Genomic DNA, 25,557 nt, shown 5'->3' on the forward strand with positions numbered 1-25,557 from the left:
CCTCCTCGCCGAACCGACCAGCACCGCCCGTCGTGACACGCGCACGGACGGTGCTCATGCAACCACGTAAACCGGTTGATGGACCGTCAGGCCAGCCGCGACACTCGCTGCATGAACGTGATCAACGCACGGAAGGCGGTTCTCGAACACTTTCGCTGGGACGGCGGACACGCCGATGTCTGGTCCGTCTTCCGCGACGGACCGGCCCTGGCCGCGACGGTGCGGGCCCTGGTCGAGCCGTTCCGCTCGGCCGGCGTCACGGCGGTGGCCGGGGTGGAGTCGCGCGGCTTCCTGCTCGGCGCGGCGGCCGCCATCGAACTCGGCGTGGGCTTCGTCGCGGTCCGCAAGGCCGCGGGGCTGCTCCCGGGGCCGAAGCTCAGCCGGGACGCGGAGCCCGTTGATTGTCGCTTTGTGGGCAGCTCCTCCGCTGCGGGCGGGTGCCGCCTCGTCCCTCGGCAGCCCCCACCCTTCGCTACGTCGCAGCCCAGTCGCTCGGACTACCTAAGGCCCCGCCACACCCTGCGCCTGCAGCGGTCCGCGCTCTGCGAGCGGGACCGGGTGCTGCTGGTGGACGACTGGATCGAGACCGGCAGCCAGGCGGCCGCCGTGCGCGAGCTGGTCCGCGAGTGCGGCGCGGGATGGGCCGGCTGCGCGGTGATCGTCGACCAGCTGACGGGCGGCCGGCGGCCCGCGCTCGGCCCGATCCACGGCCTGCTGAGGGCCGATCAGCTGCCGGCGGTCCCGGGGAGCTGATCAGCGCTCGGCGCGGCTGCGCTTGACCGTGCGGAAGCGCCGGGCCACCGCCCGGGCCAGGTCGGCGGCGCCGATCAGGCCGGCCTCGTTGCCGAGCGCGGCCGGCACGATCTGCGCCTCCGGGCGGAAGCCGCGGCCGGTCAGGGTGCGGCGGAACGCCTCCTTGGCCGGAGCCAGCAGCAGCTCGCCCGCCGCCGAGACACCGCCGCCGACCACGAACCGCCCGGGGTCCAGGGCGGCGGCCAGATTGGCCAGGCCCACCCCCAGCCAGGTGCCGATGTCGTGCAGCAGCTCCACCGCCATCGGGTCGCCCTCCTGGGCGGCCTCGGTGACCAGCGGCCCGGTGATCGCGGCGACCTCGCCGCCGGCCCTGGCCAGCAGCGGCTGGGCCACCGGCGACTCGGCCGCGGCCAGCTCGCGGGCCTCGCGGACCAGCGCGTTGCCGGAGGAGTACTGCTCCCAGCAGCCCCGGTTGCCGCAGGGGCAGCGGTGCCCGCCCGGGACCACCTGCATGTGGCCGAACTCCCCGGCCAGCCCGTACCGCCCGCGGTCCACGTAGCCGTGCCGGACCACCGCGCCGCCGATCCCGGTGCCCAGGGTGATCATCGCCAGCAGGTCCTCGCCGCGACCGGCGCCGAACCGCCACTCGGCCCAGGCCGCCGCGTTGGCGTCGTTCTCCACCACCACGGGGAACTTCAGCCGGGCGCTGAGCGCGTCCCGCAGCGGTTCGTCGCGCCAGTTCAGGTGCGGGGCGAAGAGCACCCGGGAGCGGTCCGAGTCCACCCAGCCGGCGGCGCCGATGCCCACCGCGTGCACGTCATGACGGTCCGCCAGCTCCAGCACCAGCTCCACGATGACGTCCTCGACCACCTTGGGGCTCTTGCTCTTGTGCGGGGTCTCGGTGCGCAGCTGCTCGACGATCTTCCCCTCGCCGTTCACCACCCCGGCGACCACCTTGGTGCCGCCGATGTCGATTCCGATGGTGGGCAGCCGAAGCACCCCGGCGGGCAGCGAGCGACGGCGCTTGTCGGCACCGTACCGGTCGACCCCGCGCGAGCCGCGGCTGAGCAGGGCGGGCAGAACAGGTTGGCCACTGCGGCCGCTGGACTGTGTCACGACCGCGACGATACGCCGAAGCCGGTGGGAATTGGCTGGCGGGATCCTGAGTGTTGGCCGGGGTGCTGCATCAGGTGCACCCGCTCAGGTGACAGACTAGGGGCGGTCACACCGGGGATTCTCATGCACACGTGATCTTCCTCTCAGGTTTCCCCCAGGCTCGGGGGCAACCGACCATGCGTTCATGTCGTCCCCCTTACATGGATAGCGCACCGGGCAAGCGGGGTCCGGGCGGTCAGCAACCGGATACGAGATATAGATGCAACTGACAGGTCAGCCGTTCCTGATCCTTACGATCATCCTGGTGCCGGTCTCCATCGCGGTGGCCCTGCTGCTCTGGGGTCGGGTGAAGGGGCCGAAGCCGGTGCAGTCGCTGGCCCGGCTGGTGATGCTGCTGTTCTGCCAGGCGACGGCCGTGACCATGGTGTTCGTGCTGGTCAACAACGCGAACCTGATCTACGGCAGCTGGGGCGACCTGCTCGGTGACGACAGCCACGTGCGCGCCGTGCCGGCCCCGCCGACCAGCGGCGGCGACACCGGCCAGACCGGTCAGAGCCCGAAGCCGGGCAACGACGCCAAGCCGGGCAACAAGGTGCTGCAGCAGTTCAAGGCCGTGGACGACCCGGCCGTACCGAACGACGTGCAGACCACCGACGTCAAGGGCCAGCTGTCCGGGGTGGACGGCGAGGTCAACGTCTGGCTGCCCCCGCAGTACAACGACCCGGCGTACAAGGACAAGAAGTTCCCGGTGGTCGAGCTGTTCCCGGGCTTCCCCGGCTCCTCGAAGACCTGGTTCGGTTCGCTGAAGGTCTCCGAGCAGCTCAAGCCGCTGATGCAGAGCGGCCAGGTCACCCCGTTCATCCTGGTCTCGCCGCGGACCCAGCTGATCAGCACCACCGTCGACACCGGCTGCGCGGACGTGCCCGGCAAGGTGAACGCGGACACCTGGCTCTCGCGTGACGTGCCGCAGATGATCCTGGACAACTTCCGGGCCGACCCCTCCGCCGACCGCTGGGCCGTGGCGGGGTACTCGGCGGGTGCACACTGCGCCGACCGGATGGCGCTGCTGCACCCCGACCGCTACCGCGCGGCGGTCAGCCTCTCCGGCTACAGCAACCCGGGCGCCGAGGGCCTGGCGCTCACCGCCAAGGACCCGAAGCTGAAGGAGACCGCCAACCCGCTGTACATCCTGCAGCACGCGCAGACCCCGCCGAAGGTCGCGCTGTACCAGAGCGGCGACAAGGGCGACGGCTACGAGGACGGCCAGGCGCTGGCCGCCGCCGCGAAGTCGCCGACCACGGTCAGCGTGGTGCTGACCACCGGGCCGCACACCCCGTCGCTGTGGCGGCCGATGGTGCCGGACGTCTTCAAGTGGCTGAGCGGCATCATTCCGGCCCAGCACTGAACGACGGCCCAGCACCGGTTTCGTTTCTGCTCCACCCGGGTGGCCTCGCCCGCCGCCCGGGCGATGCTCCGCCGGGAACCGGCCGCGGCCGCCCCTACGATCGGACATGACCAAGCGACGAGGCGAACCCGCCCGGCCCGGCCTGCTGCGACGTACCGGTGAATGGTGTGCCCGGCACTGGCTGGCGGTGATCGTCCTCTGGCTGCTCGCGCTGGTCGGGGTGCTGGTGGCCAACCAGCAGGTCGGCGGCTCCTACTCCGACGACTTCTCGCTCCCGGACACCCAGTCCGGCCGCGGTCTGAACGTGCTGAAGGCGCACGACCCGGCCGCCGGCGGCACCAGCTCCCAGGTGGTACTGCACGCCGGGCAGCCGCTCACCGCCTACGAGACCCAGATCGGCCAGACGGTCAGCAACCTCCAGGGGCTGCCGCACGTGATCTCGGTGCAGAACCCGGTGCCGCCCGGCGCCCAGCCGCCGCCCGGCCCGACCACCGGACCGCTCTCCACCGACGGCCGGACCGCCTACATCACCGTCCGCTTCGACTCCAACCCCACCTCGCTGGGCACCGGTTACCTGCACCAGGTGGACGGCGCCACCGCCGACCTGCGCGGCGCCGGCGTACAGGTCGAGTACGGCGGCGCGCTGGGCGAGCTGGCCCGGCCGGTGGCGGACGACCGCAGCAGCGAGGCGATCGGCTTCGCGGTGGCGATCGTGGTGCTGCTGATCGGCTTCGGCAGCGTGATCGCCGCCGGCATGCCGCTGGTCACCGCGCTGATCAGCGTGATCGCCGGAGTCAGCTGCCTGGGCCTGTTGGCGGCCGCCTTCACCTTCGCCAGCGTCTCGCCGACCCTGGCCACCATGATCGGCCTCGGCGTCGGGATCGACTACGCGCTGTTCCTGCTCACCCGGCACCGGCAGAACGTGATGGACGGGGTGGACCCGGTGCTCAGCGCCGGCCAGGCGGCCACCACCAGCGGTCGGGCGGTGCTGGTCTCCGGCTGCACGGTGATCATCGCGCTCACCGGCCTGTCGGTCTCCGGGATCAGCTTCATCAGCAAGCTCGGCGTGGCCGCCGCCGTCACCGTGGTCACCGCGGTGCTCGGCGCGCTCACCCTGGTGCCCGCCATGCTCGGGCTGGTCGGCCGCCGGATCGACCGGTACCACCTGCGCACCCCGGTCGCCGAGACGCCGCAGAACGCCACCGGGGAGGCCACCGGCGGCTGGCACCGCTACGCCCAGCGGGTGGAGCGCCGACCGTGGTGGTTCGTGAGCGGCGGGCTGGCGGTGATCGCGATCCTGGCCATCCCGCTCTTCTCGATCCAGCTCGGCCACATCGGCGACGGCGCGGACCCGACCAGCTTCACCGACCGGCGCGCCTTCGACCTGATGTCGGCCGCCTTCGGCCCCGGCTCCAACGGGCCGCTGACCGTGGTGGTGGACCAGAGCGCGGTGCCGTCCGGGGACCGCGCCGCGCTGTCCGGCAATCTGACCAAGGCGCTCACCGGCGTCCCGCACCTGTCCAGCTTCACGCCGGTGCAGACCACCTCGGACGGCGACGTGCTGATCAGCACGGTCTTCTCCACCAACTCGCCGCAGGACAAGGCCACCACCGACCTGGTCAACAACCTCAAGGACCACGTGCTGCCGGGCGCGGTGGCCGGCACCGCGGCGAGCGGCTACGTCACCGGCGTCACCGCGGCCCAGGTCGACTTCCTGGACATCGTCGCCCGCCGCCTGCCGCTGATCATCGCGGTGGTGGTCGGGCTGGCCTTCCTGATCATCCTGGTGGTCTTCCGCGGCCTGCTGGTCGCGGTGAAGGCGGCCGTGCTCAACCTGCTGTCGATCGCCGCCTCCTACGGTGTGGTGGTGGCCGCCTTCCAGTGGGGCTGGCTCGGCCCGGCCCTGGGCGTCAACGGCAAGGTGCCGATCGAGAGTTACGTGCCGATGATGATGTTCGCCATCGTCTTCGGCCTGAGCATGGACTATGAGGTCTTCCTGCTCTCCCGGGTGCACGAGTTCTGGGAGCTCACCGGGGACAGCAAGGCCGCCGTCGCGCACGCCCTGGAGATCACCGCCCGGGTGATCACCTGCGCCGCGCTGATCATGGTCAGCGTCTTCGCCGCCTTCATCGTCAGCGACAACATCGTGGTCAAGATGCTGGGGCTGGGCCTGGCGGTGAGCGTGCTGATCGACGCCACGGTGGTGCGGCTGCTGCTGGTGCCGGCGGTGCTCACCCTGCTGGGCGCCCGCGCCTGGTGGACGCCGCGCTGGCTGGACCGGATCCTGCCGCACATCAACGCCGAGGGCTCCCCCGAGGCGGAGCCCGCTCAGGCCAGTTCCAGCGCCAGGTAGAAGTCCACCCGGTCCTCCAGCCGGGACAGGTCACGCCCGGTCAGCTCCTCGATCCGGCCGATCCGGTACCGCAGCGTGTTCACGTGCACGTGCAGCTGAGCCGCACACCGCGTCCAGGAGCCGTCCGAGCGCAGGAACGCCTCCAGGGTGCGGACCAGGTCCGCCTGGTGCTCGATGTCGTAGGCGATCACCTTGTCCAGCAGCCGGCTGCGGAAGGCCCGGCGCACCTCGTCCGGCACCGCCGCGAGCAGCAGCACGTGCGAGGCCAGCTCCTCGGGACCGGCCACGCAGACCCGGCCGACCCGGGCCGCCGCGATCCGCCGCGCGTGCCGCGCCTCCTCCAGCGCGCCGCGCAGGCCGCCGGCCTCCAGTGCGGGCGCAGACACTCCGACGGTGATCCGGCCCTCCGAGCCGAGCCCGGCCTCCAGCGGGGCGAGCAGCTCGCGCAGCGCGTCCGCCGGCACGGCCGTCGCCGGCGCGGGCAGCACCACCACGGCCCCGGTGCCCGAGCCCGCGATCAGCGCGCGCTCCGAGGTGTCGGTCAGCGCCTCCTCCAGCACCGCCCGCACCACCCCGTCCGGCAGGCCGGTGCCCTCGGCGCTGAGCACCAGCCAGGAGCCCTCCGGCTCCTGCGGCGTGGGCACCGCGCCCTCGTACTGGGCGGTCATCGCCGAGGAGGCGTAGAGGGTGCGGCTGATCTCGGCCGGGTCGGCGTCGCGCTGAAGCAGCGTCAGCACCTCGTCGGCCAGCCGGCGGCGCAGCCGGCGCCCCTCGTCGCGGCGGATCCGCTCGGCGGCGACCAGCCTGGCCAGGTTCTCGGCCAGCTGCTGACGCTTCGTCGTCCACTCGGTGACGTCCCCGGCCACCGCGAGCACCCAGTCGGCCAGCGGCGTCTCCTCCTCCGGCTGGGCGGCGGCGGGCAGCAGCGAGTAGGAGCCGGAGACCAGGCGGGCCCGGTGCGGCGGGCGGCGGCGCTGGCGCTGGGCGGCCAGGTGGGCGCGGACCAGCTGGTCGCGGTCCTCGGCGGTCAGGTGCTCGGTGGGACCGGCGACCACCCGGCCGGTCGGGGTGAGCACCCAGCAGTCCAGGTCCAGGTCACCGCCGAGCAGGTCGAGCACCGCGTCCAGGCCGCCACCGCCGGCGGCCGAGACCAGCAACCGGTGCCGGTCGACCAGCGCCGCGAGGTCGGCGGCCCGGTCGGCCGAGACCTGCCGGCCGATGAACTCGGTCAGGGTGGAGAAGGCGATGTCGTCGGGCACCGCGAGCAGCGGCATCCGGTGCCGGCGGCAGGCCTCGATCAGGTCCTCGGGCACCGGCCCGACCTCCGCCTCGCCGGCCGCCAGGGCGACCGCCCCGCCGGCCGCCAGGGTTCGCACGAAGCGCTCGGAGTCCTCCGGCGAGGTGCGCCAGAGCATGCCGGTGAGCACCAGCTCGCCACCGTGCAGGTAGCGGCCCGGGTCGTGCAGGTCCGTGGTCATGACACCGCTGACCTGGCGGTCGAGCTCGTCCTCAGCGGCGAGCAGCCGGAGTCTCGGGGCTCCGGGGGCGAGCAGGTCACGGACGCGCATCCGCTGACTCCTTCGTCTGAACGGGGGGTGACCAGGAAGATTCGGGGGGACAGTGTGCCCGATCTCGGGGCGTTCGGTGTTACGTATCAGCAGTGGGCCGGGTCACGGGGTCATCGCTTCACCGTCACGGCCGGATTACGGTCGTAAGGGGCGGCTGAGGAACCGCTCAGCAGGGCATTCATCTCCCTTAGAGGAACGTACAGGATGCCGGGTGACACCGGCGTACGGGCTTCATGCCATCGGTGACTGCCTCCGAGGTGTCGAACGGCGGTTCACTGGCCACACGCCGCCGGACACACCCCGGTGACCAGGACCCAACGCCCCGGCAACGCCTCGGCGGCAAGTCCGAACACCGGAGGTTTGGGAATTCCGCGCCCCGCCCGCCAAACGGGCGACGCCCCGCGGATTCCGGGCACAGTGCCCAAAGGTTCGATCGGCGACGACTTGAGGAGACACCCGCATGGAGTTCCTGCGGCCCGCTACCTGGGACGAGGCGCTCGCGGCGAAGGCTGAGTACCCGACCGCGCTGCCGATCGCTGGCGGCACGGACGTGATGGTCGAGATGAACTTCGACGTGCACCGGCCTTCCGCGATTCTCGACCTGAACCGCATCACCGAGCTGACCGAGTGGTCGGTCGACAGCGATGTGGTCCAGCTCGGCGCCTCGGTGCCCTACAGCCGGATCATCAACGAGCTGTCCGGCCCGCTCCCGGGCCTGGCCCTGGCGGCCCACACCGTCGGCTCGCCGCAGATCCGCAACCGCGGCGGCGTCGGCGGCAACCTGGGCGGAGCCTCCCCCGCCGGTGACGCCCACCCGGCGCTGCTGGCCGCCGGCCGCGACGTCTTCGTCGAGGTCGCCTCGCAGGCTCGTGGGACCCGGCTGATCGCCATCGACGACTTCTACGTCGGCGTGAAGCGCAACTCCATGGAGAACGACGAGCTGATCCGCCGGGTGCACATCCCGGTGGCGGACGGCCCGCAGCAGTTCTCGAAGATCGGCACCCGCAACGCGATGGTGATCGCGGTGGCCGCCTTCGGCTTCGCGCTGCACCCCAAGAACGGCACGGTCGGCACCGGCATCGGCTCGGCCGCGCCCACCCCTCGCCGTGCGGTGGAGGCCGAGGAGTACCTGCAGGGCGTGCTCGCCGAGCGCGGTCTGTGGGAGTCCGGTGACCTGCTGGGCACCGAGGTGATCCAGAAGTTCGGCGAGCTGGTGAAGGCCGCCGCCTCCCCGATCGACGACGTCCGAGGCACCGCCGACTACCGCCGCCACACGCTCGCGGTGATGGCCCGGCGCACGCTGACCTGGACCTGGAACGACTACAGCAAGCAGATCAGGAGCGCGGCATGAGGGTCACTTTCACCGCCAACGGCAAGCCGGTCGAGGCGGACGACGTCTGGGAGGGCGAGAGCCTGCTCTATGTGCTGCGCGAGCGGGTGGGCCTGCCGGGCTCCAAGAACGCCTGCGAGCAGGGCGAGTGCGGCTCCTGCACCGTCTACCTGGACGGCGTGCCGGTCTGTTCCTGTCTGGTCGCGGCCGGCCAGGTGCAGGACCGCGAGGTCCGCACCGTCGAGGGTCTGGCCGACGACGAGAGCGGCGAGCTCGGTCTGGTCCAGCAGGCGTTCATCGACGCCGGCGCCGTGCAGTGCGGTTTCTGCACCCCGGGCCTGCTGGTGCAGACCGACGCGCTGCTGGAGCAGGACGCGCAGCCCAGCGACACCGACATCCGTGAGGCGCTGAGCGGCAACCTGTGCCGCTGCACCGGCTACGAGAAGATCATGGACGCGGTGCGGCTGGCGTCCGCCCGCAAGTGCCAGAAGGTGGGTCACTCCGAATGAGCGCTCGCACGATCCAGGGTCAGAAGAACCTTCAGGACATCAACCAGGCGTCCAAGGACGGCATCGGCGGCTCCCCGCTGCGTCCGGACGGCACGCTGAAGGTCAAGGGCGAGTTCGCGTACTCCTCGGACCTGTGGCACGAGGACATGCTCTGGGGCATGGCGCTGCGTTCGCCGCACCCGCGGGCCAACATCCTCAGCGTGGACATCTCCGAGGCCGTCAAGACCCCGGGCGTCTACGCCGTGCTCACCCACGACGACATCCCGGGCTCGAAGTTCTACGGCCTGGAGATCCAGGACCAGCCGGCGCTGGCCAAGGACAAGGTCCGCTACCACGGCGAGGCGATCGCCATCGTGGCCGCCGACCACCCGGAGACGGCCCGCCGCGCGGTGAAGAAGATCAAGGTCGAGTACGAGGTGCTCACCCCGATCGTCACCGAGGAGCAGTGCCTGGACCCGGAGACCTACGGCTACGTCCACGAGCCGCACGAGTACAAGTCGCACGGATACGGCAACATCTGCCACGAGCAGCGGCTGGTGCACGGCGGCGGTGTCACCGACGAGATCCGCGCGCTCGCGGACGTGATCGTCAAGGGCACCTACGAGGTCGGCATGCAGGACCAGGCCTTCCTGGGCCCGGAGTCCGGCATGGCGGTGCCCGCCGAGGACGGCGGCATCGACCTCTACGTGGCCACCCAGTGGCTGCACGTGGACCGCCAGCAGATCGCCCCGGTGCTCGGCCTGCCGGAGGAGAAGGTCCGCCTCACCCTGGCCGGTGTCGGTGGCGCCTTCGGTGGCCGCGAGGACCTGTCGATGCAGATCCACGCCTGCCTGCTGGCGCAGCGCACCGGCAAGCCGGTCAAGATCGTCTACGCCCGCGACGAGTCCTTCTTCGGCCACGTGCACCGCCACCCGGCCAAGATGTACTACGAGCACGGCGCCACCCGCGACGGCAAGCTGGTCTACGCCGACGCCCGGATCGTGCTGGACGGCGGCGCCTACGCCTCCGCCTCCCCCGCGGTGGTCGGCAACGCCGCCTCGCTGGGCCACGGCCCGTACGTCATCCCGAACGCCCGGATGCACGCGATCGCGCTGTACAGCAACAACCCGTCCTGCGGCGCGATGCGCGGCTTCGGCGCGGTGCAGGCCTGCTTCGGCTACGAGACCCAGATGGACAAGCTCGCCGCCGAGCTGGGCATGGACCCGGTGGAGCTGCGCCAGCTGAACGCCATGGCCGAGGGCGACTCGATGCCCACCGGCCAGGTCATCGACTCGCCGGCCCCGGTCGCCGAGCTGCTGCAGCGGGTCAAGGACATGCCGCTGCCGCCGCCGCTGGACCTGGACAACCTGGACGTCCGCACGCTGCCCGGCGCGCTGTCCAACACCTCGCACGGCGAGGGCATCGTGCGCGGCATCGGCTACTCGGTCGGCATCAAGAACGTCGGCTTCTCCGAGGGCTTCGACGACTACTCGACCGCCCGGGTGCGCCTGGAGGTCATCGGCGGCGAGCCGGTGGCCATGGTGCACACCGCGATGGCCGAGGTCGGCCAGGGCGGCATCACGGTGCACGCCCAGATCGCCCGCACCGAGCTGGGCGTCGAGCAGGTCACCATTCACCCGGCCAACACCGAGGTCGGCTCGGCCGGCTCCACCTCCGCCTCCCGGCAGACCTACATGACCGGTGGCGCGGTGAAGCTCGCGGCCGAGGCCGTGAAGCAGGCGCTGATCACCAAGGGCCGCCAGCGCTACGGCTGGACCCAGAACGACATCGACCTGGTCGGTGGCAAGGTGGTCTCCGAGTCGGCCGGCGTGCTGGTCTCGATGGTCGACCTGCTCGGTGACGAGGCGATCGACCTGACCCGCGAGCACCACCACCGCCCGACCGTCCCCTTCGACAAGGAGACCGGGCAGGGCTTCGGCCACGTCCAGTACACCTTCTGCGCCAACCGCGCGGTGGTCGACGTGGACGTCGAGCTGGGCCTGGTCAAGGTGGTCGAGCTGACGGCCGCCCAGGACGTCGGCAAGGCGCTCAACCCGCTCTCGGTGGTCGGCCAGATCCAGGGTGGCTGCACCCAGGCGCTGGGCCTGGCGGTGATGGAGGAGATCATCGTCAAGGACGGCAAGGTGCGCAACGCGTCCTTCACCGACTACCTCATCCCGACCATCCTGGACACCCCGCCGATCCCGGTGGACGTCCTGGAACTGCCCGACCCGAACGCCCCGTACGGGCTGCGCGGCGTCGGCGAGGCACCCACGGTCTCCGCCACCCCCTCGATCGTGGCCGCCATCCGGCAGGCCACCGGGATCGCGCTCAACCGCATCCCGGTCCGTCCCGAGCACCTCACCGGAACGCTCTGACGAACACTTCGAAAACCTCCCCGGGGCGGCGGTCACACAACGTCTTCCCCCGTCGCCCCGGGGCGCACCACCCTCAGTACCACCCTCAGTGCACTATCCCGCTGCCTCTCCCACGCCGGGGCTCTGCAGCGGTGCGCACCACCCCACGCACCGCACGCACCACAGAGTGCACTTCGTGAGTCGAACAAGTCCCCCTGTACCGCCCCTTGGCGGATGCCAGGTCGACTCGCCCACCCCAATCCCCTTTGAACCTTGGGAGTGGACATGACCCGGATCCCGACGGAGACCGGCACCACTGAAGCCCTTTCACCAGATGAGAGGGGCCCCGCCCAGGCCGGCACCCCCACGCCGACCGCGGCACCCACCCCGAAGAACGCCCTCGATGCGTACTTCAAGATCTCCGCCAGAGGCTCGACCTTCGGCAACGAGATCCGCGGTGGTCTGACCACCTTCATGGCGATGGCCTACATCGTCCTGCTCAATCCGCTCATCCTGAGCGGGGCCGATGTCACCGGCGCGAAGCTGAGCCACGCCCAGCTGACCACCGCGACGGCCCTCGCCGCGGCCGTGGTGACCATCCTGATGGGTGTGGTCGGCAACGTCCCGCTGGCGGTCGCCGCCGGCCTCTCGGTCTCCGGTGCGGTCTCCGCACTGGTGGTACCGCACACCACCTGGGCACAGGCCTTCGGCCTCTGCGTGATCTACGGTCTGCTGATCGTGCTGCTGGTGGTCTCTGGACTGCGCGAGAAGATCATGAACGGCATACCACTGCCGATCAAGCATGCGATCACCATCGGCATCGGTCTCTTCGTCGCCCTGATCGGCCTGCACAAGGCCGGCTTCGTGATGAGCGGTGGTCCCACCCTCGTCTCGCTCGGCCCCTACGGTGAGCTGACCGGCTGGCCGGTCGTCTGCTTCGCGGTCACGCTGCTGACGATCTTCGTCCTGCTGGCCCGCAACGTGCGCGGCGCGATCCTGATCGGTATCGCCTCCGGCACCGTCTTCGCCGTGATCGTCAACGCGGTCGCCCACATCCCCGCCAAGGGCTGGGGCAGCTCCGCGCCCACCTGGCCGGGCAGCCCGGTCTCCGCCCCCGACTTCGGCCTGGTCGGCCACGTCGACCTGTTCGGCGCCTTCGGCGGCAAGGGCCTGGGCGCGATCAGCGCCACGGTCGCGGTCTTCACCCTGGTGCTGGCGGGCTTCTTCGACGCGATGGCCACCATCATCGGCGTCGGCACCGAGGCGGGTCTGGCCGACAAGCAGGGCCGGATGCCCGGTCTGTCCAAGGCGCTCTTCATCGACGGTGCCGGCGGCGCGATCGGCGGCCTGGTCGGCGCCTCGGGCCAGACGGTCTTCGTCGAGTCGGCCACCGGTGTCGGTGACGGCGCCCGGACCGGCTTCGCCTCGACCATCACCGGCGGTCTGTTCGCCCTGATGCTCTTCTTCTCCCCGCTCGCCGGCATCGTGCCGGTCGAGGTCGCCTCGGCCGCGCTGGTGGTCATCGGTTCGATGATGATGAGCCAGGCCCGGCACATCGACTGGGCGGACCGCGAGGTCGCCATCCCGGCCTTCCTGACCTGCGTGCTGATGCCGTTCACCTACAGCATCACCGCCGGTGTCGCGGCCGGTGTCATCTCCTACGTGGTGATCAAGGCCGGCAAGGGCAAGTGGCGCGAGCCGGGTCCGCTGATGTGGATCCTGAGCGCCGTCTTCCTGGTCTACTTCGCGCTCACACCCGTGAAGGAATGGCTCGGCGTCCACTAGCACCACCCCCGCCCCGGTGTGCGCCGCACACCGGGGCATTCGTCTCTACCGGCCCAGCCCCGTACCCTCGCACTTGATAGGAGCGGACATGCAGGACATCGCCGAGCAGTTGCAGGCCTGGCACGCCTCCGGGCGCTCCTTCGCGGTGGCCACCGTGGTGGGCGTCTCGGGCAGCGCCCCGCGCGACCCCGGCGCCGCGCTGGCCGTGGACGCGGACGGCGAGGCCGTCGGCAGCGTCTCCGGTGGCTGTGTCGAGGGCGCGGTCTACGAGCTGTGCCAGCAGGCGATCGAGTCCGGTCAGGCGGTGCTGGAGCGCTTCGGCTACAGCGACGAGGACGCCTTCGCGGTCGGCCTGACCTGCGGCGGGATCCTGGATGTCTTCGTCCAGCCGGTGGTCCCCGGCGCCGATGACGGCCTCGACGCGGGCATCACCTACATCGCCTCGGGCACTCCGGTGGCGCTGGCCCGGGTGATCGAGGGACCGGCCGGACTGCTCGGCGCCACCGTCGCGGTGACCGCCGACACCCACCACGGCAGCCTCTCCCCCGGTGGCCCGACCACCACCGGCGCGCTCGAGCGTTCGGCCGTCGCCGAGGCCCGGGCGATGCTGGACGCCGGCAGGACCGGCAAGGTGACGCTCGCCCTGGACGGGCGGCCCTGCGACCCGACGGCGGCGGAGACAGTCACCTTCTTCGTCGAGTCCTACGTCCCCAAGCCGCGCATGATCGTCTTCGGTGCCATCGACTTCGCCGCCGCCGTGGTGCGGATCGGCAAGTTCCTCGGCTACCGGGTCACGGTCTGCGACGCCCGCCCGGTCTTCGCCACCACCAAGCGCTTCCCGGAGGCCGACGAGGTGGTGGTCGACTGGCCGCACCGCTACCTGGACTCCCAGCTCACCGCGCTTGACGGACATGCGGCCATCGACGGCCGCACCGTGCTCTGCGTGCTGACCCACGACGCCAAGTTCGACATCCCGCTGCTGGAGCGGGCGCTGCGGCTGCCGGTCGGCTTCGTCGGCGCGATGGGCTCGCGCCGCACCCACCTGGACCGCAACGCCAAGCTGCGCGAGGTCGGCCTGACCGAGGCGGAGATCGCCCGGCTGCGCTCGCCGATCGGCCTTGACCTCGGCGCCCGCACCCCCGAGGAGACGGCGGTCGCGGTGGCCGCGGAGATCGTCGCCAGCCGGCGCGGCGGCGGCTGCCTGCCGCTGTCGGCCGGCTCCGGGCCGATCCACCACGACCTGGCGCGGGCCACCGCCAGCACCGAGGTCCGGCTCCGGTCCGCCTGAGTTCTGCCTGCCCGCAGCGGTGGTCCCACCCGAGTTCTGCCTGCCCGTACCGGTGATCCCGCCCGAGCCGCTCGCTCGGGCGGGATCTTCGTTTTCCCCCGGTGGTCACCCCGGCCGCCCCGATAGCGGATGATGTGCCAGTGCAAAACGCAGATCAGTTCGGGTTCGCCGATGATGCCGGCCCGCCCTCCTCGCCCGCACCACCGCCGTCCTCCGTGGACCTGGACCGGGCCGTACGGGCCGCCCAGGAGGGCGACGAAGAGGCCTTCAGACAGGTGTTCCGCACGGTGCAGCCCCTGCTGCTGCGCTATCTGCGGGTATTGGTGGGCGGCGACGCCTCGGACGCCGAGGACATCGCCTCCGAGACCTGGCTGCAGATCACCCGCGACCTGCACTCCTTCCACGGCGACGGGGACGGCTTCCGCGGCTGGGCCGCGACCATCGCGCGGCACCGGGCGCTGGACCACCTGCGGGCCAGACGGCGCCGGCCGACCGCCGACCTGCCGGTCGAGTACCTCACCGACCTGCCGGCCGGGGACGACACCGAGGGCGCGGTGCTGGCCGCCGTCGGCACCCAGCAGGCCCTGGCGCTGATCGCCGGCCTGCCCAAGGACCAGGCCGAGGCGGTGCTGCTGCGGGTGGTGCTGCAACTGGACGCGGAGAGCGCCGCCCAGGTGCTCGGCAAGCGGGCCGGCACCGTGCGGATGGCCGCCCACCGCGGCCTGCGAAGACTGGCCAAGCTGCTGGACGCCCCCGCCACGGTGCCCGCGCAGCGCCCGGGATCGACCCGTGCGAAGAAAAACTCTCCCGAAGGTGTGACACAACCGGGGGCCTCGACGCTGAAGGACATGAGATGAGCACCAACCGATCCCGTCGGATCGACCGCGCCGCCGCCGAGCACCTGCTCAGCGGCCACGCCGTCGATGCGCAGGGCGGTCAGGGGGCCCTCGCCGACCTGCTCGCCGCCGCGGCCGCACCTGCGACCGAGGCCGAGCTGGCTGGGGAGGAGGCGGCCATGACCGCGTTCCGGGAGGCTGCCCGGCTCAACCTGACGCCCGACCAGCAGTTGAACACCGCCCAGTTGAACACCGCCCCGACCTCTCCTTCCCCGACGACCCGGAGCCGCCCGATGGCCAGCTGCCCACCGCAGCGCTCTCGCGCGCCGCGCAAGCGCGCGGGCACCCGGTTCGTCGGCGCCCGTGCCGTGGTGGCCGCCTTCGCGGTGACCGCGCTGGGCGGGGTCGCGGTGGCGGCCGGCACCGGGCACCTGCCCGAGGTGCTCGGCGGCTCCCCGCAGCACACGCCGTCCGAGAACGCCGCGGCCTCCGCACTCATGAGCGCGGGCTCGACCACCGGCGGGGGCGGCGCACCGTCCGGCGGCCAGCCGACCCCGCACAGCACCAGCCCCGCCGCCGTGCGCCCGGCGCCCGGGAGTTCGGCGCCCGGGACCTCGGCCGACGGCACCCCCGGGTCCCCCTCGGCCGGTGCCGACGCGCTGCTCCCGCTCTGCAAGCTCTGGCAGCAGGGCTCCACCGATCCCCGGTTCGAGCCGCTGACGCGCGCGGCGGGCGGCTCGGACCGGGTCCGGGCGTACTGCGCGGACCTGAAGAAGCAGTCCGACGAGGCGACGCCGAGCGCCTCCGCCAAGGCCACCGACGGCGGCGGCCAGGGCAAGCCGGACCCCAACCCGAGCCACGGCAAGCCCGACCCCACGCCCTCCGCCGACCCGAGCAAGACCAAGGCGGATCCGGTTCCCACACCCTCGGGCGGTGGGAACGACGGGCGTTCGCACCCGTCCACGGTGCAGAGCTCCCCTGCGGACGGCCACCGAACGTAGCCGACCGCTGATCCGCACCCCTGATCTTCCGGCCGATGGCGGCTTCCCCGGGCACGCCGTCGACCGGAGTTCCGGTAGCCCTGACTGTGCATGAGTCCGGTTGCCGGTCCCGCCGCCGTGGTGGACTCCCCCGGGTCCACCACGGCGCGGCACAGTCTGGGCCCGGCCCGGTTGGGGTCGGCCGGGCCGGGCCCTGGCTGCCGAATCCCGCGCTGCCGGCTGGGGGACGTTCTGACGCAGCCCGCCTGCCGACCTCCCACCTTCAGGTGACCGCCTGTCGCGCTACGTGTAGGGTGCGGTGGGTGGTCGAACACCGTCCGACCCAACAGCATTGTGTTCGACTGCAGTTGTGCAAGCTCGGGGGAGATCTTGTCATGCCCTTGACATGGAGCTGCAGTGGGGCTATCCGCCACCGCAGTCGCCGCCCACGACGTCCCTGAGCATTCGGAGGCCCGATGGCCAAGCACCTGCTCCACCGTCCTGGCTCCACCGGCGAGCACTTCCTGCAGCAGGCCCACGGCAGCACCGAGCGGGCCGAACGCTTCTACCGGGAACAGGTGCTGGACCACCTCAACCCGAGGATGCGGGAGTTCGTCGCCCGCCAGGAGACGGTCTTCGTGGCCACCAGCGACACCCGGGGCGAGTGCGACGCCAGCTTCCGGGCCGGCCCGCCCGGCTTCCTGCACGTGATCGACGAACGCACCCTGGCCTACCCGGAGTACCGCGGCAACGGCGTACTGGCGAGCCTGGGCAACATCACCGAGAACGGCCATGTCGGCCTGCTGCTCGTCGACTTCGTCCGCGAGGTGATCGGCCTGCACATCAACGGCCGGGCCCGCGTGCTGGACGACGCCACGCTGCGCGGCCGGGTACCGGGCCTGCCGGTGGAGACCGCCCCCGGGCGGCGGGCCGAGCACTGGGTACTGGTCGACATCGACGAGGCCTACATCCACTGCGCCAAGCACATCCCACGCTTCATCCCGGCGCCCCGCACCAGGGCCTGGGGCACCGACGACGCAGGACGCAAGGGCGGCGACTACTTCGGCGCCAAAGAGACCAGTGGCGAAGTCCGCTGACGGACCATCACCTGACGGCATCCATGACTGAGACTGACAACCTGACCCTGATCCGGTCCAGCTTCGCCCTCGTCCAGCAGCACGGGGACAAGCTCACCGGCCACTTCTACGCGACGCTCTTCCTGAACAACCCACAGGTCCGCGAGCTCTTCCCGCCCGCGATGGACATGCAGCGCGACCGGCTCTTCCGGGCCCTGGCCGGCGCTGTCCGGATGCTCGACCGGCCGGAGGAACTGACCACCTTCCTCCAGCAGTTGGGCCGCGACCACCGCAAGTACGGGGTGCGCGCCGAGCACTACGACGCGGTCGGCGCCGCGCTGCTCGCCACCCTCAGCCGGTTCGCGGGCGAGGCCTGGACCCCCGCCGTCGAGCGGGCCTGGACCGAGGCCTACGGCCAGATCGCCGCCGCGATGAGCGGGGCCGCCGACGCCGAGGCCGACCTGACCCCGCCCAGCTGGCTGGCCGAGGTGGTCGGCCACGAGCAGCGCCGCCCCGACCTGGCCGTGCTGACCCTGCGCCCCGACGCGCCCTTCCCCTACCGGGCCGGCCAGTACACCACCGTGGAGACCGCCCGCTGGCCGCGGGTCTGGCGCCCCTACTCGATCGCCAACGCGCCGCGCCGCGACGGCCTGTTGACCCTGCACGTGCGCGCCGTGCCGGCCGGCTGGGTGAGCAACACCCTGGTCCACCACACCCAGGTCGGCGACGTGGTCCGGCTCGGCCCCGGACGCGGCAGCATGACGCTGCCCGAGCGTCCGGCCCGCCGGGTGGTCTGCGTGGCCGGCGGCACCGGACTGGCCCCGATCAAGGCGCTGGTGGAGGAGATGATCGCGCGCCACCGCCCGCTCACCCTGCACCTGTTCGTGGGTGTCCGGCGGGAGAGCGACTTCTACGACCTGCAGAGCCTGCACCAGCTCTCCAGCGTCTTCCCGCGCCTGCTGCTGGTCCCGGTGGTCTCCGAGGAGATCGGCTTCCAGGGCGTCCAGGGGCGGCTGCCCGAGGTGGTGCCCGCCCAGGGCCACTGGAACGAGCACGAGGTCTTCGTGGCCGGCCCCGACGACATGGTGGTCAGCATGGTCGAGCGCTTCCACCGCGAGGGCGTCCCCGCCGAGCGGCTGCACTACGACCTGAACACCACGCCGGCGGAACTGGACATCACCTCGGGCCTGTTGGACTCCTCCGGGACTCCGGCCGGCACACCGCCGACCGGCTCACCCCGGGTTGAAGCGGGCGGCGAGCCGCAGCAGCCCCGGTGACAGGCGGCCGAGCAGGCGGGCCGCCTTGGCCTCCACGGTGACCGGGACCACCGGCTTTCCGGTCCGCACCGCCTTGACGATCTCGGCGGCGACCTTCTCCGGCGGGAAGCCGCGGCGGGCGTACATCTTGGAGACCCGGGCCTGCTTGGCGGCCTGTTCGGCGGCGTCCAGACCGGAGAAGGTGGAGGTGCGGGTGATGTTGGTGTTCACGATGCCCGGGCAGATCGCGCTCACCCCGATGCCGCTGGAGGCGAGTTCGGCCCGCAGGCAGTCGGAGAGCATCAGCACCGCGGCCTTGCTGGTGGCGTAGGCGGCCAGCACCTTGGACGGCAGGTAGGCGGCCGCCGAGGCCAGGTTGACGATGTGCCCGCCCTGCCCGCGCTCGGCCATCAGCGAGCCGAAGGCGCGGCAACCGTGGATCACGCCCCAGAGGTTGACGTCCAGGACCCGCTGCCACTCCTTCTCGGTGGTCTGCAGGAAGGTCCCCGAGTGGCCGATCCCGGCGTTGTTGACCAGCACGTCCGGCACCCCGTGGGCGGCCGCGACGGTCTGCGCGAAGGCGTCCATGCCCGGTCCGTCACTGACGTCCACCTGGTAGGCGTGGCCCGCGCCGCCGAGCAGGGTGACCAGTTCGGCGGTCCGCTCGGCGGCCGGCAGGTCGAGGTCGCAGACCACCACGGTGGCCCGCTGCTCGGCGAAGGCCAGCGCGGTGGCCCGGCCGATCCCGCTGCCGGCTCCGGTGATCACCACCAACGGGCCGGTGGCCCGTTTCGGTTCCGCGCCGCCCTCGATCCGGGCGGTGAACTCGCGGACCATCGCGGCCACCGCCGGCCCCTGCTCCAGCAGCGCCGACCAGTGGGTCGCGTTGAGCTCGCGCCGGGTCAGGTCCGGCACCCAGCGCTCCAGGCCCTCGGAGAGGAACGGGTTGACGTAGTGGTCGCGCCGCAGCGTGATCAGCTGCACCGGGACCAGGGTCGGCCGCTCGCGCGGGTTGCGCAGCGTCGGACGCATGTTGGCGCGGTACAACTCGATCCCGCGCACCGCGTCCTGACGCAATGTCGACTGCGGGTGGTCGGGTCGCGGCCGGACCGCCTCCAGGTCGCGCAGCACCCGCGGCCAGGCCCTGGCCAGGCCGAACTTCCAGGTCGCCGGCGCCAGGACGGGCAGGTGGAAGACGGTGATGTACCAGGAGTGCGCGCCCTGGACCAGGAGTTGGCGCAGGTGGCGGGGGTGGGGGCGGCGCAGCCGGTGGCGGATCCAGTAGCCCAGGTGGTCCAGGCAGGGCCCGGACATCGTGGTGTACGAGGCGAGTCGGCGCTCGGCGCCGGGTTCGGTGACCGCCTCCCAGGACTGCAGCGAACCCCAGTCGTGTGCGACCACGTGCACCGGCCGGTCGGGGCTGACGGCGTCGGCCACCGCGAACAGGTCGTTGGCCAGCAGTTCGAGCCGGTACCCGTCGCGGCTGTCCGGCGCGCCGGACTCGCCGGCCCCGCGCACGTCGTAGCGGACCACGTGGTGGTCGGCGGCGAGCTCGGCGGCCACGTCGTCCCAGACCCGGTGGGTGTCGGGGTAGCCGTGCACCAGCAGCACGGTCGGCGCGGTGGGGTCACCCTGCTCGAAGACGGCGAGTTCGACGCCGGCCGAGTGCACGAAGCGGCGCCGGGGCACGGCGGTGTCGCGTGGTTCGGTGGTGCTCATCGGGCGGCCTCCGCAAGCGTGGTCCAGCGCCGCACGTGCGGCAGGTCGTCGTCCAGCCAGTAGGCATCGTCCTCGGTGACCACCAGCAGTTCCTCGAACTTGATACCCGTTTCGCGCAGGCCGATGTGCGGTTCGACCGCCCACAGGCCGGGGGTCGGCGCGTGCCGGGAGGAGCGGCCGTCGGCCCAGAGCGGGGAGCGGCCGTGCAGGCGCTCGCTGATCAGCTCTCGGCCCAGGGTCTGCAGGGTGCGCAGTCCGAAGCCGAATAGGTTGACGCCGGCCGGGGCCCGGCTGGTGTTGCGGGTCACCTGATGGCCGATCACCCGGCCCGGGTAGACCTGGTGGCGGTTGTCGTAGCCGTGCGCGGCGATCTGCGCGTCCACGGCGGCGTAGACCTCGTTCAGCGGCTTGCGGGCCTTGACCTCGCGCAGGATCAGCTCCCGGTAGACCTTGAGGTCCAGCGCCAGCCGGTCCCAGACGGCGTTCTCGCCGACCTTGCCGCCGTAGCCGATGTCGGCCGTGTAGCCGTCCACCACCGGCGCGCAGTCCAGCACGTACGGCATGCCCTCCTCGAGCACCCGCTTGCCCGCGAAGAACTGCAGCGGGGTGTGGAAGTGCCGGAAGGCGGTGCGGTCGCCGAACCAGGCGAACGGCACGTGGAAGAAGTCGTCGACGCCCTCGGCCACCAGGCAGTGCCGCAGCTTGGCGGTGGCCTGTCGCTCGGTCACCCCCGGTTCGATCCAGGCCGCGACCTGTTCGGCGCAGTGGTAGGCGAGCTGTTGGACCTCGCGGAAGCGGCCGAGGTCCTGGGTGGAGTAGTCGAAGCCGGGCATCTGTTCAGACCTCCAGGACCAGGGTTTCGCCCTCGGCCGCCCGGGAGACGCAGGGCAGCAGGGCGCCGTCCGCGCGTTCCTCGGCGGTGAGGCGGCGGTCGCGGTGCTCGGGGGTGCCGGCCAGCAGCTGGACCTTGCAGGTGCCGCAGAATCCCTGGTGGCAGGAGTACGGCAGGTCGGGCCTGGCCTCGCGCAGCACGTCGAGGGCGGAGCGGTCGGCCGGGACCGGCAGGGTCTCGCCGTCGGCACCGAGCCGGATCGAGAACGGGCGGCCGTCCAGGATCGGGGCGGCGCCGAACCGCTCGAAGTGCAGCGCGGTGGCGGGCGAGGCGTCGAACGCGCCCTGGACGGCGGCCAGCATGGGGGTCGGGCCGCAGCAGTAGACGGCGGTGCCGGGGGTGGCCCGGGCCAGCAGCTCCGCGCCGGTGGGGATCCGTCCGGTCAGCAGGGTGACCCTCCCCCGGCCTCCGGCCGGGGGGACTCCCATGGCTGCCAGCGCCGTCAGCTCCCTGGTGAAGGGCATCGCGGCGGCGGTGCGCCCGGCGTACACCAAGTGCCAGTCCAGTCCCCGGCGTTGGGCCTCTCGGGCGATCGGCAGCAGCGGAGTGACGCCGATGCCGCCGGCCAGCAGCAGGACGCTCGGCTCGCCGCAGAAGGCGAAGCCGTTGCGCGGCCGGCGGACCGTCAGCCGGGTGCCGACGTGCAGGTCGTCGTGGATCTCCACCGAGCCGCCGCCCCCGCCCTCGATCCGGCGCACCGCGATCCGGTAGCGGTGGCGGTCGGCCGGGTCGCCGCAGAGCGAGTAGTGGCGCTCCCGGCCCGAGGGCAGCAGCAGCCGCAGGTGGGCGCCGGGCTGCCAGGCGGGCAGCCGGTCCCCGGCCGGGTCGGCCAGCTGCAGCTCCACCACGTCCTCGGCGACCTGCCGGTGCGCGGCGACCACCAGGGCCAGCGGGGTGCGGCCGCGCGGTTCCGGCCTGCGGGGGTTGCGGCGCAGCAGCGGGCCGCCCATGACGGGGGTGTAGAGATCGCTGAAGCGGGTCATGAACCGCATGAAGCGGTCCTGGTGGCCGCGACCGTAGAGGTCCGGCGGCGGGCTCTCCAGGTCGTGCCGGCTGGTGCGGCCGAAGGCGGCGGTGGGCGCTGGTTCGGTGGCCTGGCCGCGCTTGTCGATCCGGGGGTTCGGGGGTGTCATCGGGTGCGTCTCCGGCGGTTCAGTGGGCGCCGGCGGCGCGGGCGGCGGGCGAGCCGGCCAGGTAGCCGAGGGCCTGGGCGCTGGACCCCTCCTGGGTCGGGTGGTAGCCGCGCTTGAGGTAGCGCAGGCCCGAGCGGACCGACTGGACCGGGTCGGGCAGCATGCCGCGCTGGGCGACCTGCCAGGCCTGCTTCCAACTCGGCTGGATCCGCCCGTCCAGACTGGGGTCGGCCGCCAGCAGGAAGCGCACCCCGCGCACCCACAGGTGCACCAGCAGCGGGCCGGACACCATCATGCCGCGCACCCGGCGGAAGTACCCCGGGTCCAGGTGGACCAGCAGGTCGAAGGCGACGCTGCGGTGCTCGACCTCCTCGGCGCCGTGCCAGCGCAGCAGGTCCAGCATCGTCGGGTCGGCCCCGGCCCGGTCCAGTGCGGGCGAGTTGAGCGCCCAGTTTCCCAGGAAGGCGGTGAAGTGCTCGATGGCCGCGACGAAGGCGACCCGCTCGATGATGTTCTCCCGCCGCCGACGCGGGCTCAGGCCGGGCTTGTCGCCCAGCACCCGCTGGAACAGCCAGGCGATCTGACGCACGTACGGGCGCGGGTCGAGCCCCTGGGCGAGCAGGTGGTCGAGCACCTCCTGGTGCGCCTCGGCGTGGATCGACTCCTGGCCGATGAAGCCGAGCACCTCCTCGCGCAGCTGCTCGTCCCGGATCAGCGGCAGCGCCTGCTTGAACAGCTCGACGAACCAGCGCTCGCCCTCGGGCAGCAGCAGGTGCAGGACGTTGATGGTGTGGGTGGCGAACGGCTCGTCCGGAATCCAGTGCAACGGCAGCCGACTCCAGTCGAACTTCACGTCGCGGGGCTCCAGCACGAGGTCGGCGTGCACCTCGGGGGCGGTTCTGGGCATGGGGAACCCTCCTGACCTGCGGGGGTGGCGGCAGCACTTCAAACTACTGGCGAGTACCCCTGGCCACAAGGGTTTGGACCGTTCTTATCGACAGCGAGTCTAATAGTCCTCCATCCGATGGCACTCCAGTCGCGAGCACCGCACGCCGCACCTAACGTGAACAAGCCGGTACTCTCCGGCACCGAAAGGAGAGAGCAGTGATCACAGCACGTGACATCATGCACAGCGGCGCCCAGTGCGTGGAAGGCGGCCAGAGCCTGATGGAGGCCGCGAAGATGATGCGGGACAAGGGCGTCGGCGCCCTCCCGATCTGCGGCCCCGACAAGAAGCTCAAGGGCATCATCACCGAGCGCGACATCATCACGCGATGTATCGCCGAGGGCAAGGACCCGGCCACGATGACCGCCATGGACCTGGCCGGTCACCTGCACTGCGTGCGCGCCGACGACGACATGGACGCGGTGCTCAAGAAGATGGAACAGCACCAGATCCGCCGGATGCCGGTGATCGACAACGAGAAGCTGGTCGGCATGATCACCGAGAAGGACCTCGCCATGGGCCACAAGATGGCCAAGGGCGTGACGGACCAGCAGATCATGCACTTCATGGACAGCATGTTCGTGAAGCACTGACGCACTGACGCGCCGATGCGCTGACACGCTGACACGCTGACGCGCCACGGTCCGAACGCGGACCTGCGAGCGGGCCGGGACCCCTTCACCGGGATCCCGGCCCGCCTGCCTGCGCCTGGTTCTCGTTACCCTTCGAGCGACATGTACAGGCGAGTGCCCTGGGGTCGGAAGCCCACGCGTTCGTAGACGCGGCGCGAACCCTCGCCCGAGTACTCCAGCCAGACCGACCGGGCCCCCAGGGCGAACATGGTCCCCGTCAGTGCGGCGGTGACCGCGGCGGCGATGCCCCGGCCGCGGAAGGCCGGGCGGGTGCCCACGCCGGCCAGCTCGGAGGTGCCCTCGGCGGGAGCCGAGCACAGCGCCCCACCCGCGCAACTGCCGTCGGGGGCCCGGACGAAGCGGACCGCTCCGCCGCTCTCCTGGGTGCGGCGCAGCCGGGCCGCACCTTCCGGGGAGGAGGTGAACTCGCCGGCGAAGGCCTCGGCCAGGGCGGCGTCGATCGAGCTGTAGTCCCGCTCGGAGCACGGAGTTTCCACACCGGTGAACTGAGGCGTCGTCAGCGTCTGCGGGGTGCACACCAGGTACTCGTGCACCGCCTCGGTGGTGAAGCCCGCAGCGAGCAGTGCGGGCGCCACGGCGGGCGCCACCTCCGGCGCGAACTCGAGCCGGGGCTTGAGGCCTCGCTCGCGGAACGCCTCGATCAGGGCTGCGACGTCCTGGCCGGTCGGCTCGGCGCCGGGCAGCGGGGTGGCGTAGTTGATGTAGGGGCTGGTGGTGCTGGGGTCGAATCCCGCGACGAAGGGCCCGGTCTCGGTGACCAGGGGACGACGGCGGAGGTTGGCGACGGCAAAGCTCTGGACCTGGATGTCCATGGGTGATGTTGGCCTCACGTAGCTGACTTGCTCCGTAAACGGAGATGGCGACGGTGCGTCAGGCACCGCATCGTGGGGCCGCCGTGAGAGAAGAGCGTGGCGCTGCTCGGATCCGCTTCTGCGGTGAGAACAGACCGATCAGTGCCGACGGCGGCCGCTGAAGGACGCCGAGACCATGGACTTCGTTCCTTTGCCATCTGCGCATGCGTGGTGCATAGCGCCGCCGATCCTGCCACGGCCGGCAGCAGGCGCGCAACGGGATTGTTCGTGGGTGCCGGGCAGGGACGACGGGGCCTCCGGAATGCGCAAGACCCCAGTTTTCTGGGGTACCAGGAGGCTGGGTGGCGCCGAAGACTGGGGCCATGGACACCATTGAGCAGAACCGCATCGAAGAGAACCGAGAGATCGTGCGCGCCTTCATCGACGCGCTGTTCACCAAGGGCGACCTCACGGCGGTCGACGACTACCTGGCCGAGGACTTCCTCAACCACGATCCGCCGTTCGGCGCCGACACCACCCGCGAGGGGATGCGCCAGGCCGGCGCCCTGTTCCGCGGCGCCTTCCCCGACTGGCACGCCATGCCCGATCTCCTGATCGCGGAGAAGGACCTGGTCGCGGAACACTTCAGCGCCACCGGTACCCAGCGCGGCGAGCTGCTGGGGGTGCCGCCCACCGGGCGCACCGTCACACTGCGCGGGATCAACATCTTCCGGGTCCGGGACGGCCGCATCGTCGAACGCTGGGGCCGGCTCGACGAGCTGGGCTTCCTGCGCCAGCTCGGGCTCGCCCCGGAGCAGGAGTAGCGTCGTGT

The 25,557-nt window shown here is 71.8% G+C and carries 21 protein-coding genes; 14 read left to right on the forward strand and 7 right to left on the reverse strand.

Annotated features, from left to right (window positions below):
• Positions 1-111: 111 nt before the first annotated feature.
• Positions 112-753, forward strand: coding sequence for a phosphoribosyltransferase family protein (locus BR98_RS06545; RefSeq protein WP_035841041.1), 642 nt, complete (start codon positions 112-114; stop codon positions 751-753).
• Here BR98_RS06545 and BR98_RS06550 read toward each other — a convergent pair whose 3' ends face one another.
• Positions 754-1,833 carry an ROK family glucokinase gene (locus BR98_RS06550; protein ID WP_051969616.1) on the reverse strand — a complete coding sequence of 360 codons (1,080 nt, stop codon included), beginning with the start codon at positions 1,831-1,833 and terminating at the stop codon, positions 754-756. It abuts the gene before it with no gap.
• A 295-nt stretch (positions 1,834-2,128) separates the two neighbouring features.
• Here BR98_RS06550 and BR98_RS06555 point away from each other — a divergent pair, with 295 nt between their 5' ends.
• Both BR98_RS06555 and BR98_RS06560 read left to right on the forward strand, forming a co-directional pair.
• Complete coding sequence (locus BR98_RS06555) at positions 2,129-3,274, forward strand: alpha/beta hydrolase (protein WP_035841046.1); 1,146 nt, start codon at positions 2,129-2,131, stop codon at positions 3,272-3,274.
• 106 nt (positions 3,275-3,380) lie between these two features.
• A complete protein-coding gene (locus tag BR98_RS06560; RefSeq protein ID WP_035841048.1) occupies positions 3,381-5,627 on the forward strand; it encodes an MMPL family transporter in 2,247 nt (748 codons plus the stop codon).
• Here BR98_RS06560 and BR98_RS06565 read toward each other — a convergent pair.
• A complete protein-coding gene (locus BR98_RS06565; RefSeq protein WP_035841051.1) occupies positions 5,603-7,195 on the reverse strand; it encodes a PucR family transcriptional regulator in 1,593 nt (530 codons plus the stop codon). The two genes, BR98_RS06560 and BR98_RS06565, sit on opposite strands and share 25 nt — an antisense overlap.
• 460 nt (positions 7,196-7,655) lie before the next feature.
• Here BR98_RS06565 and BR98_RS06570 point away from each other — a divergent pair, with 460 nt between their 5' ends.
• The 9 genes from BR98_RS06570 (at position 7,656) to BR98_RS06610 (ending at position 18,612) form a co-directional block, all read left to right on the forward strand.
• On the forward strand, positions 7,656-8,546 hold the full coding sequence (locus BR98_RS06570) for an FAD binding domain-containing protein (protein ID WP_035841053.1): 891 nt from the start codon (positions 7,656-7,658) through the stop codon (positions 8,544-8,546).
• Positions 8,543-9,034 carry a (2Fe-2S)-binding protein gene (locus tag BR98_RS06575; protein WP_035841056.1) on the forward strand — a complete coding sequence of 164 codons (492 nt, stop codon included), beginning with the start codon at positions 8,543-8,545 and terminating at the stop codon, positions 9,032-9,034. Before BR98_RS06570 ends, BR98_RS06575 begins: the two co-directional genes overlap by 4 nt.
• Positions 9,031-11,391 (forward strand): xanthine dehydrogenase subunit D, encoded by a 2,361-nt coding sequence (gene pucD / locus BR98_RS06580; protein WP_051969373.1) that lies wholly within the window; start codon positions 9,031-9,033, stop codon positions 11,389-11,391. The genes BR98_RS06575 and pucD overlap by 4 nt, the downstream gene beginning before the upstream one ends.
• Positions 11,392-11,655: 264 nt before the next feature.
• A complete protein-coding gene (locus tag BR98_RS06585; protein WP_035841058.1) occupies positions 11,656-13,155 on the forward strand; it encodes an NCS2 family permease in 1,500 nt (499 codons plus the stop codon).
• A gap of 88 nt (positions 13,156-13,243) precedes the next feature.
• Positions 13,244-14,443: an XdhC family protein gene (locus tag BR98_RS06590; protein ID WP_035841059.1), complete on the forward strand. Its 1,200-nt coding sequence runs from the start codon at positions 13,244-13,246 to the stop codon at positions 14,441-14,443.
• A gap of 215 nt (positions 14,444-14,658) precedes the next feature.
• Complete coding sequence (locus BR98_RS06595; protein WP_035843266.1) at positions 14,659-15,300, forward strand: RNA polymerase sigma factor; 642 nt, start codon at positions 14,659-14,661, stop codon at positions 15,298-15,300.
• Positions 15,297-16,280: a hypothetical protein gene (locus tag BR98_RS39025; RefSeq protein ID WP_035841061.1), complete on the forward strand. Its 984-nt coding sequence runs from the start codon at positions 15,297-15,299 to the stop codon at positions 16,278-16,280. The genes BR98_RS06595 and BR98_RS39025 overlap by 4 nt, the downstream gene beginning before the upstream one ends.
• Positions 16,281-16,735: 455 nt before the next feature.
• Positions 16,736-17,356: a pyridoxamine 5'-phosphate oxidase family protein gene (locus BR98_RS06605; protein ID WP_035841062.1), complete on the forward strand. Its 621-nt coding sequence runs from the start codon at positions 16,736-16,738 to the stop codon at positions 17,354-17,356.
• A 23-nt stretch (positions 17,357-17,379) separates the two neighbouring features.
• Positions 17,380-18,612 carry a globin domain-containing protein gene (locus BR98_RS06610; RefSeq protein WP_063774713.1) on the forward strand — a complete coding sequence of 411 codons (1,233 nt, stop codon included), beginning with the start codon at positions 17,380-17,382 and terminating at the stop codon, positions 18,610-18,612.
• Here the strand turns inward: BR98_RS06610 and BR98_RS06615 are convergent.
• From BR98_RS06615 to BR98_RS06630, 4 genes are read right to left on the reverse strand one after another with little or no spacing between them, the layout of a single operon-like run.
• The gene (locus tag BR98_RS06615) at positions 18,568-20,310 is read right to left on the reverse strand and encodes an SDR family oxidoreductase (protein ID WP_051969374.1); all 1,743 of its coding nucleotides are present in this window, start codon (positions 20,308-20,310) and stop codon (positions 18,568-18,570) included. The genes BR98_RS06610 and BR98_RS06615 overlap by 45 nt on opposite strands.
• A complete protein-coding gene (locus BR98_RS06620) occupies positions 20,307-21,143 on the reverse strand; it encodes a M24 family metallopeptidase (RefSeq protein ID WP_035841064.1) in 837 nt (278 codons plus the stop codon). The genes BR98_RS06615 and BR98_RS06620 overlap by 4 nt, the downstream gene beginning before the upstream one ends.
• A gap of 4 nt (positions 21,144-21,147) precedes the next feature.
• A complete protein-coding gene (locus BR98_RS06625; protein ID WP_083976048.1) occupies positions 21,148-22,335 on the reverse strand; it encodes a PDR/VanB family oxidoreductase in 1,188 nt (395 codons plus the stop codon).
• A 19-nt stretch (positions 22,336-22,354) separates the two neighbouring features.
• Complete coding sequence (locus BR98_RS06630) at positions 22,355-23,242, reverse strand: metal-dependent hydrolase (RefSeq protein ID WP_035841065.1); 888 nt, start codon at positions 23,240-23,242, stop codon at positions 22,355-22,357.
• A gap of 197 nt (positions 23,243-23,439) precedes the next feature.
• Between BR98_RS06630 and BR98_RS06635 the strand changes: the two genes are divergently transcribed.
• Positions 23,440-23,874: a CBS domain-containing protein gene (locus tag BR98_RS06635; protein ID WP_035841068.1), complete on the forward strand. Its 435-nt coding sequence runs from the start codon at positions 23,440-23,442 to the stop codon at positions 23,872-23,874.
• A gap of 125 nt (positions 23,875-23,999) precedes the next feature.
• Here the strand turns inward: BR98_RS06635 and BR98_RS06640 are convergent, their stop codons facing one another.
• Positions 24,000-24,746 carry a GNAT family N-acetyltransferase gene (locus tag BR98_RS06640; protein WP_035841073.1) on the reverse strand — a complete coding sequence of 249 codons (747 nt, stop codon included), beginning with the start codon at positions 24,744-24,746 and terminating at the stop codon, positions 24,000-24,002.
• A 362-nt stretch (positions 24,747-25,108) separates the two neighbouring features.
• On the opposite strand from BR98_RS06640, the gene BR98_RS06645 reads away from it, so the two are divergent.
• Positions 25,109-25,549, forward strand: coding sequence for an ester cyclase (locus tag BR98_RS06645; protein WP_035841076.1), 441 nt, complete (start codon positions 25,109-25,111; stop codon positions 25,547-25,549).
• Positions 25,550-25,557: the final 8 nt, after the last annotated feature.

The organism is Kitasatospora azatica KCTC 9699 (genome assembly GCF_000744785.1).
Classification (GTDB): domain Bacteria; phylum Actinomycetota; class Actinomycetes; order Streptomycetales; family Streptomycetaceae; genus Kitasatospora; species Kitasatospora azatica.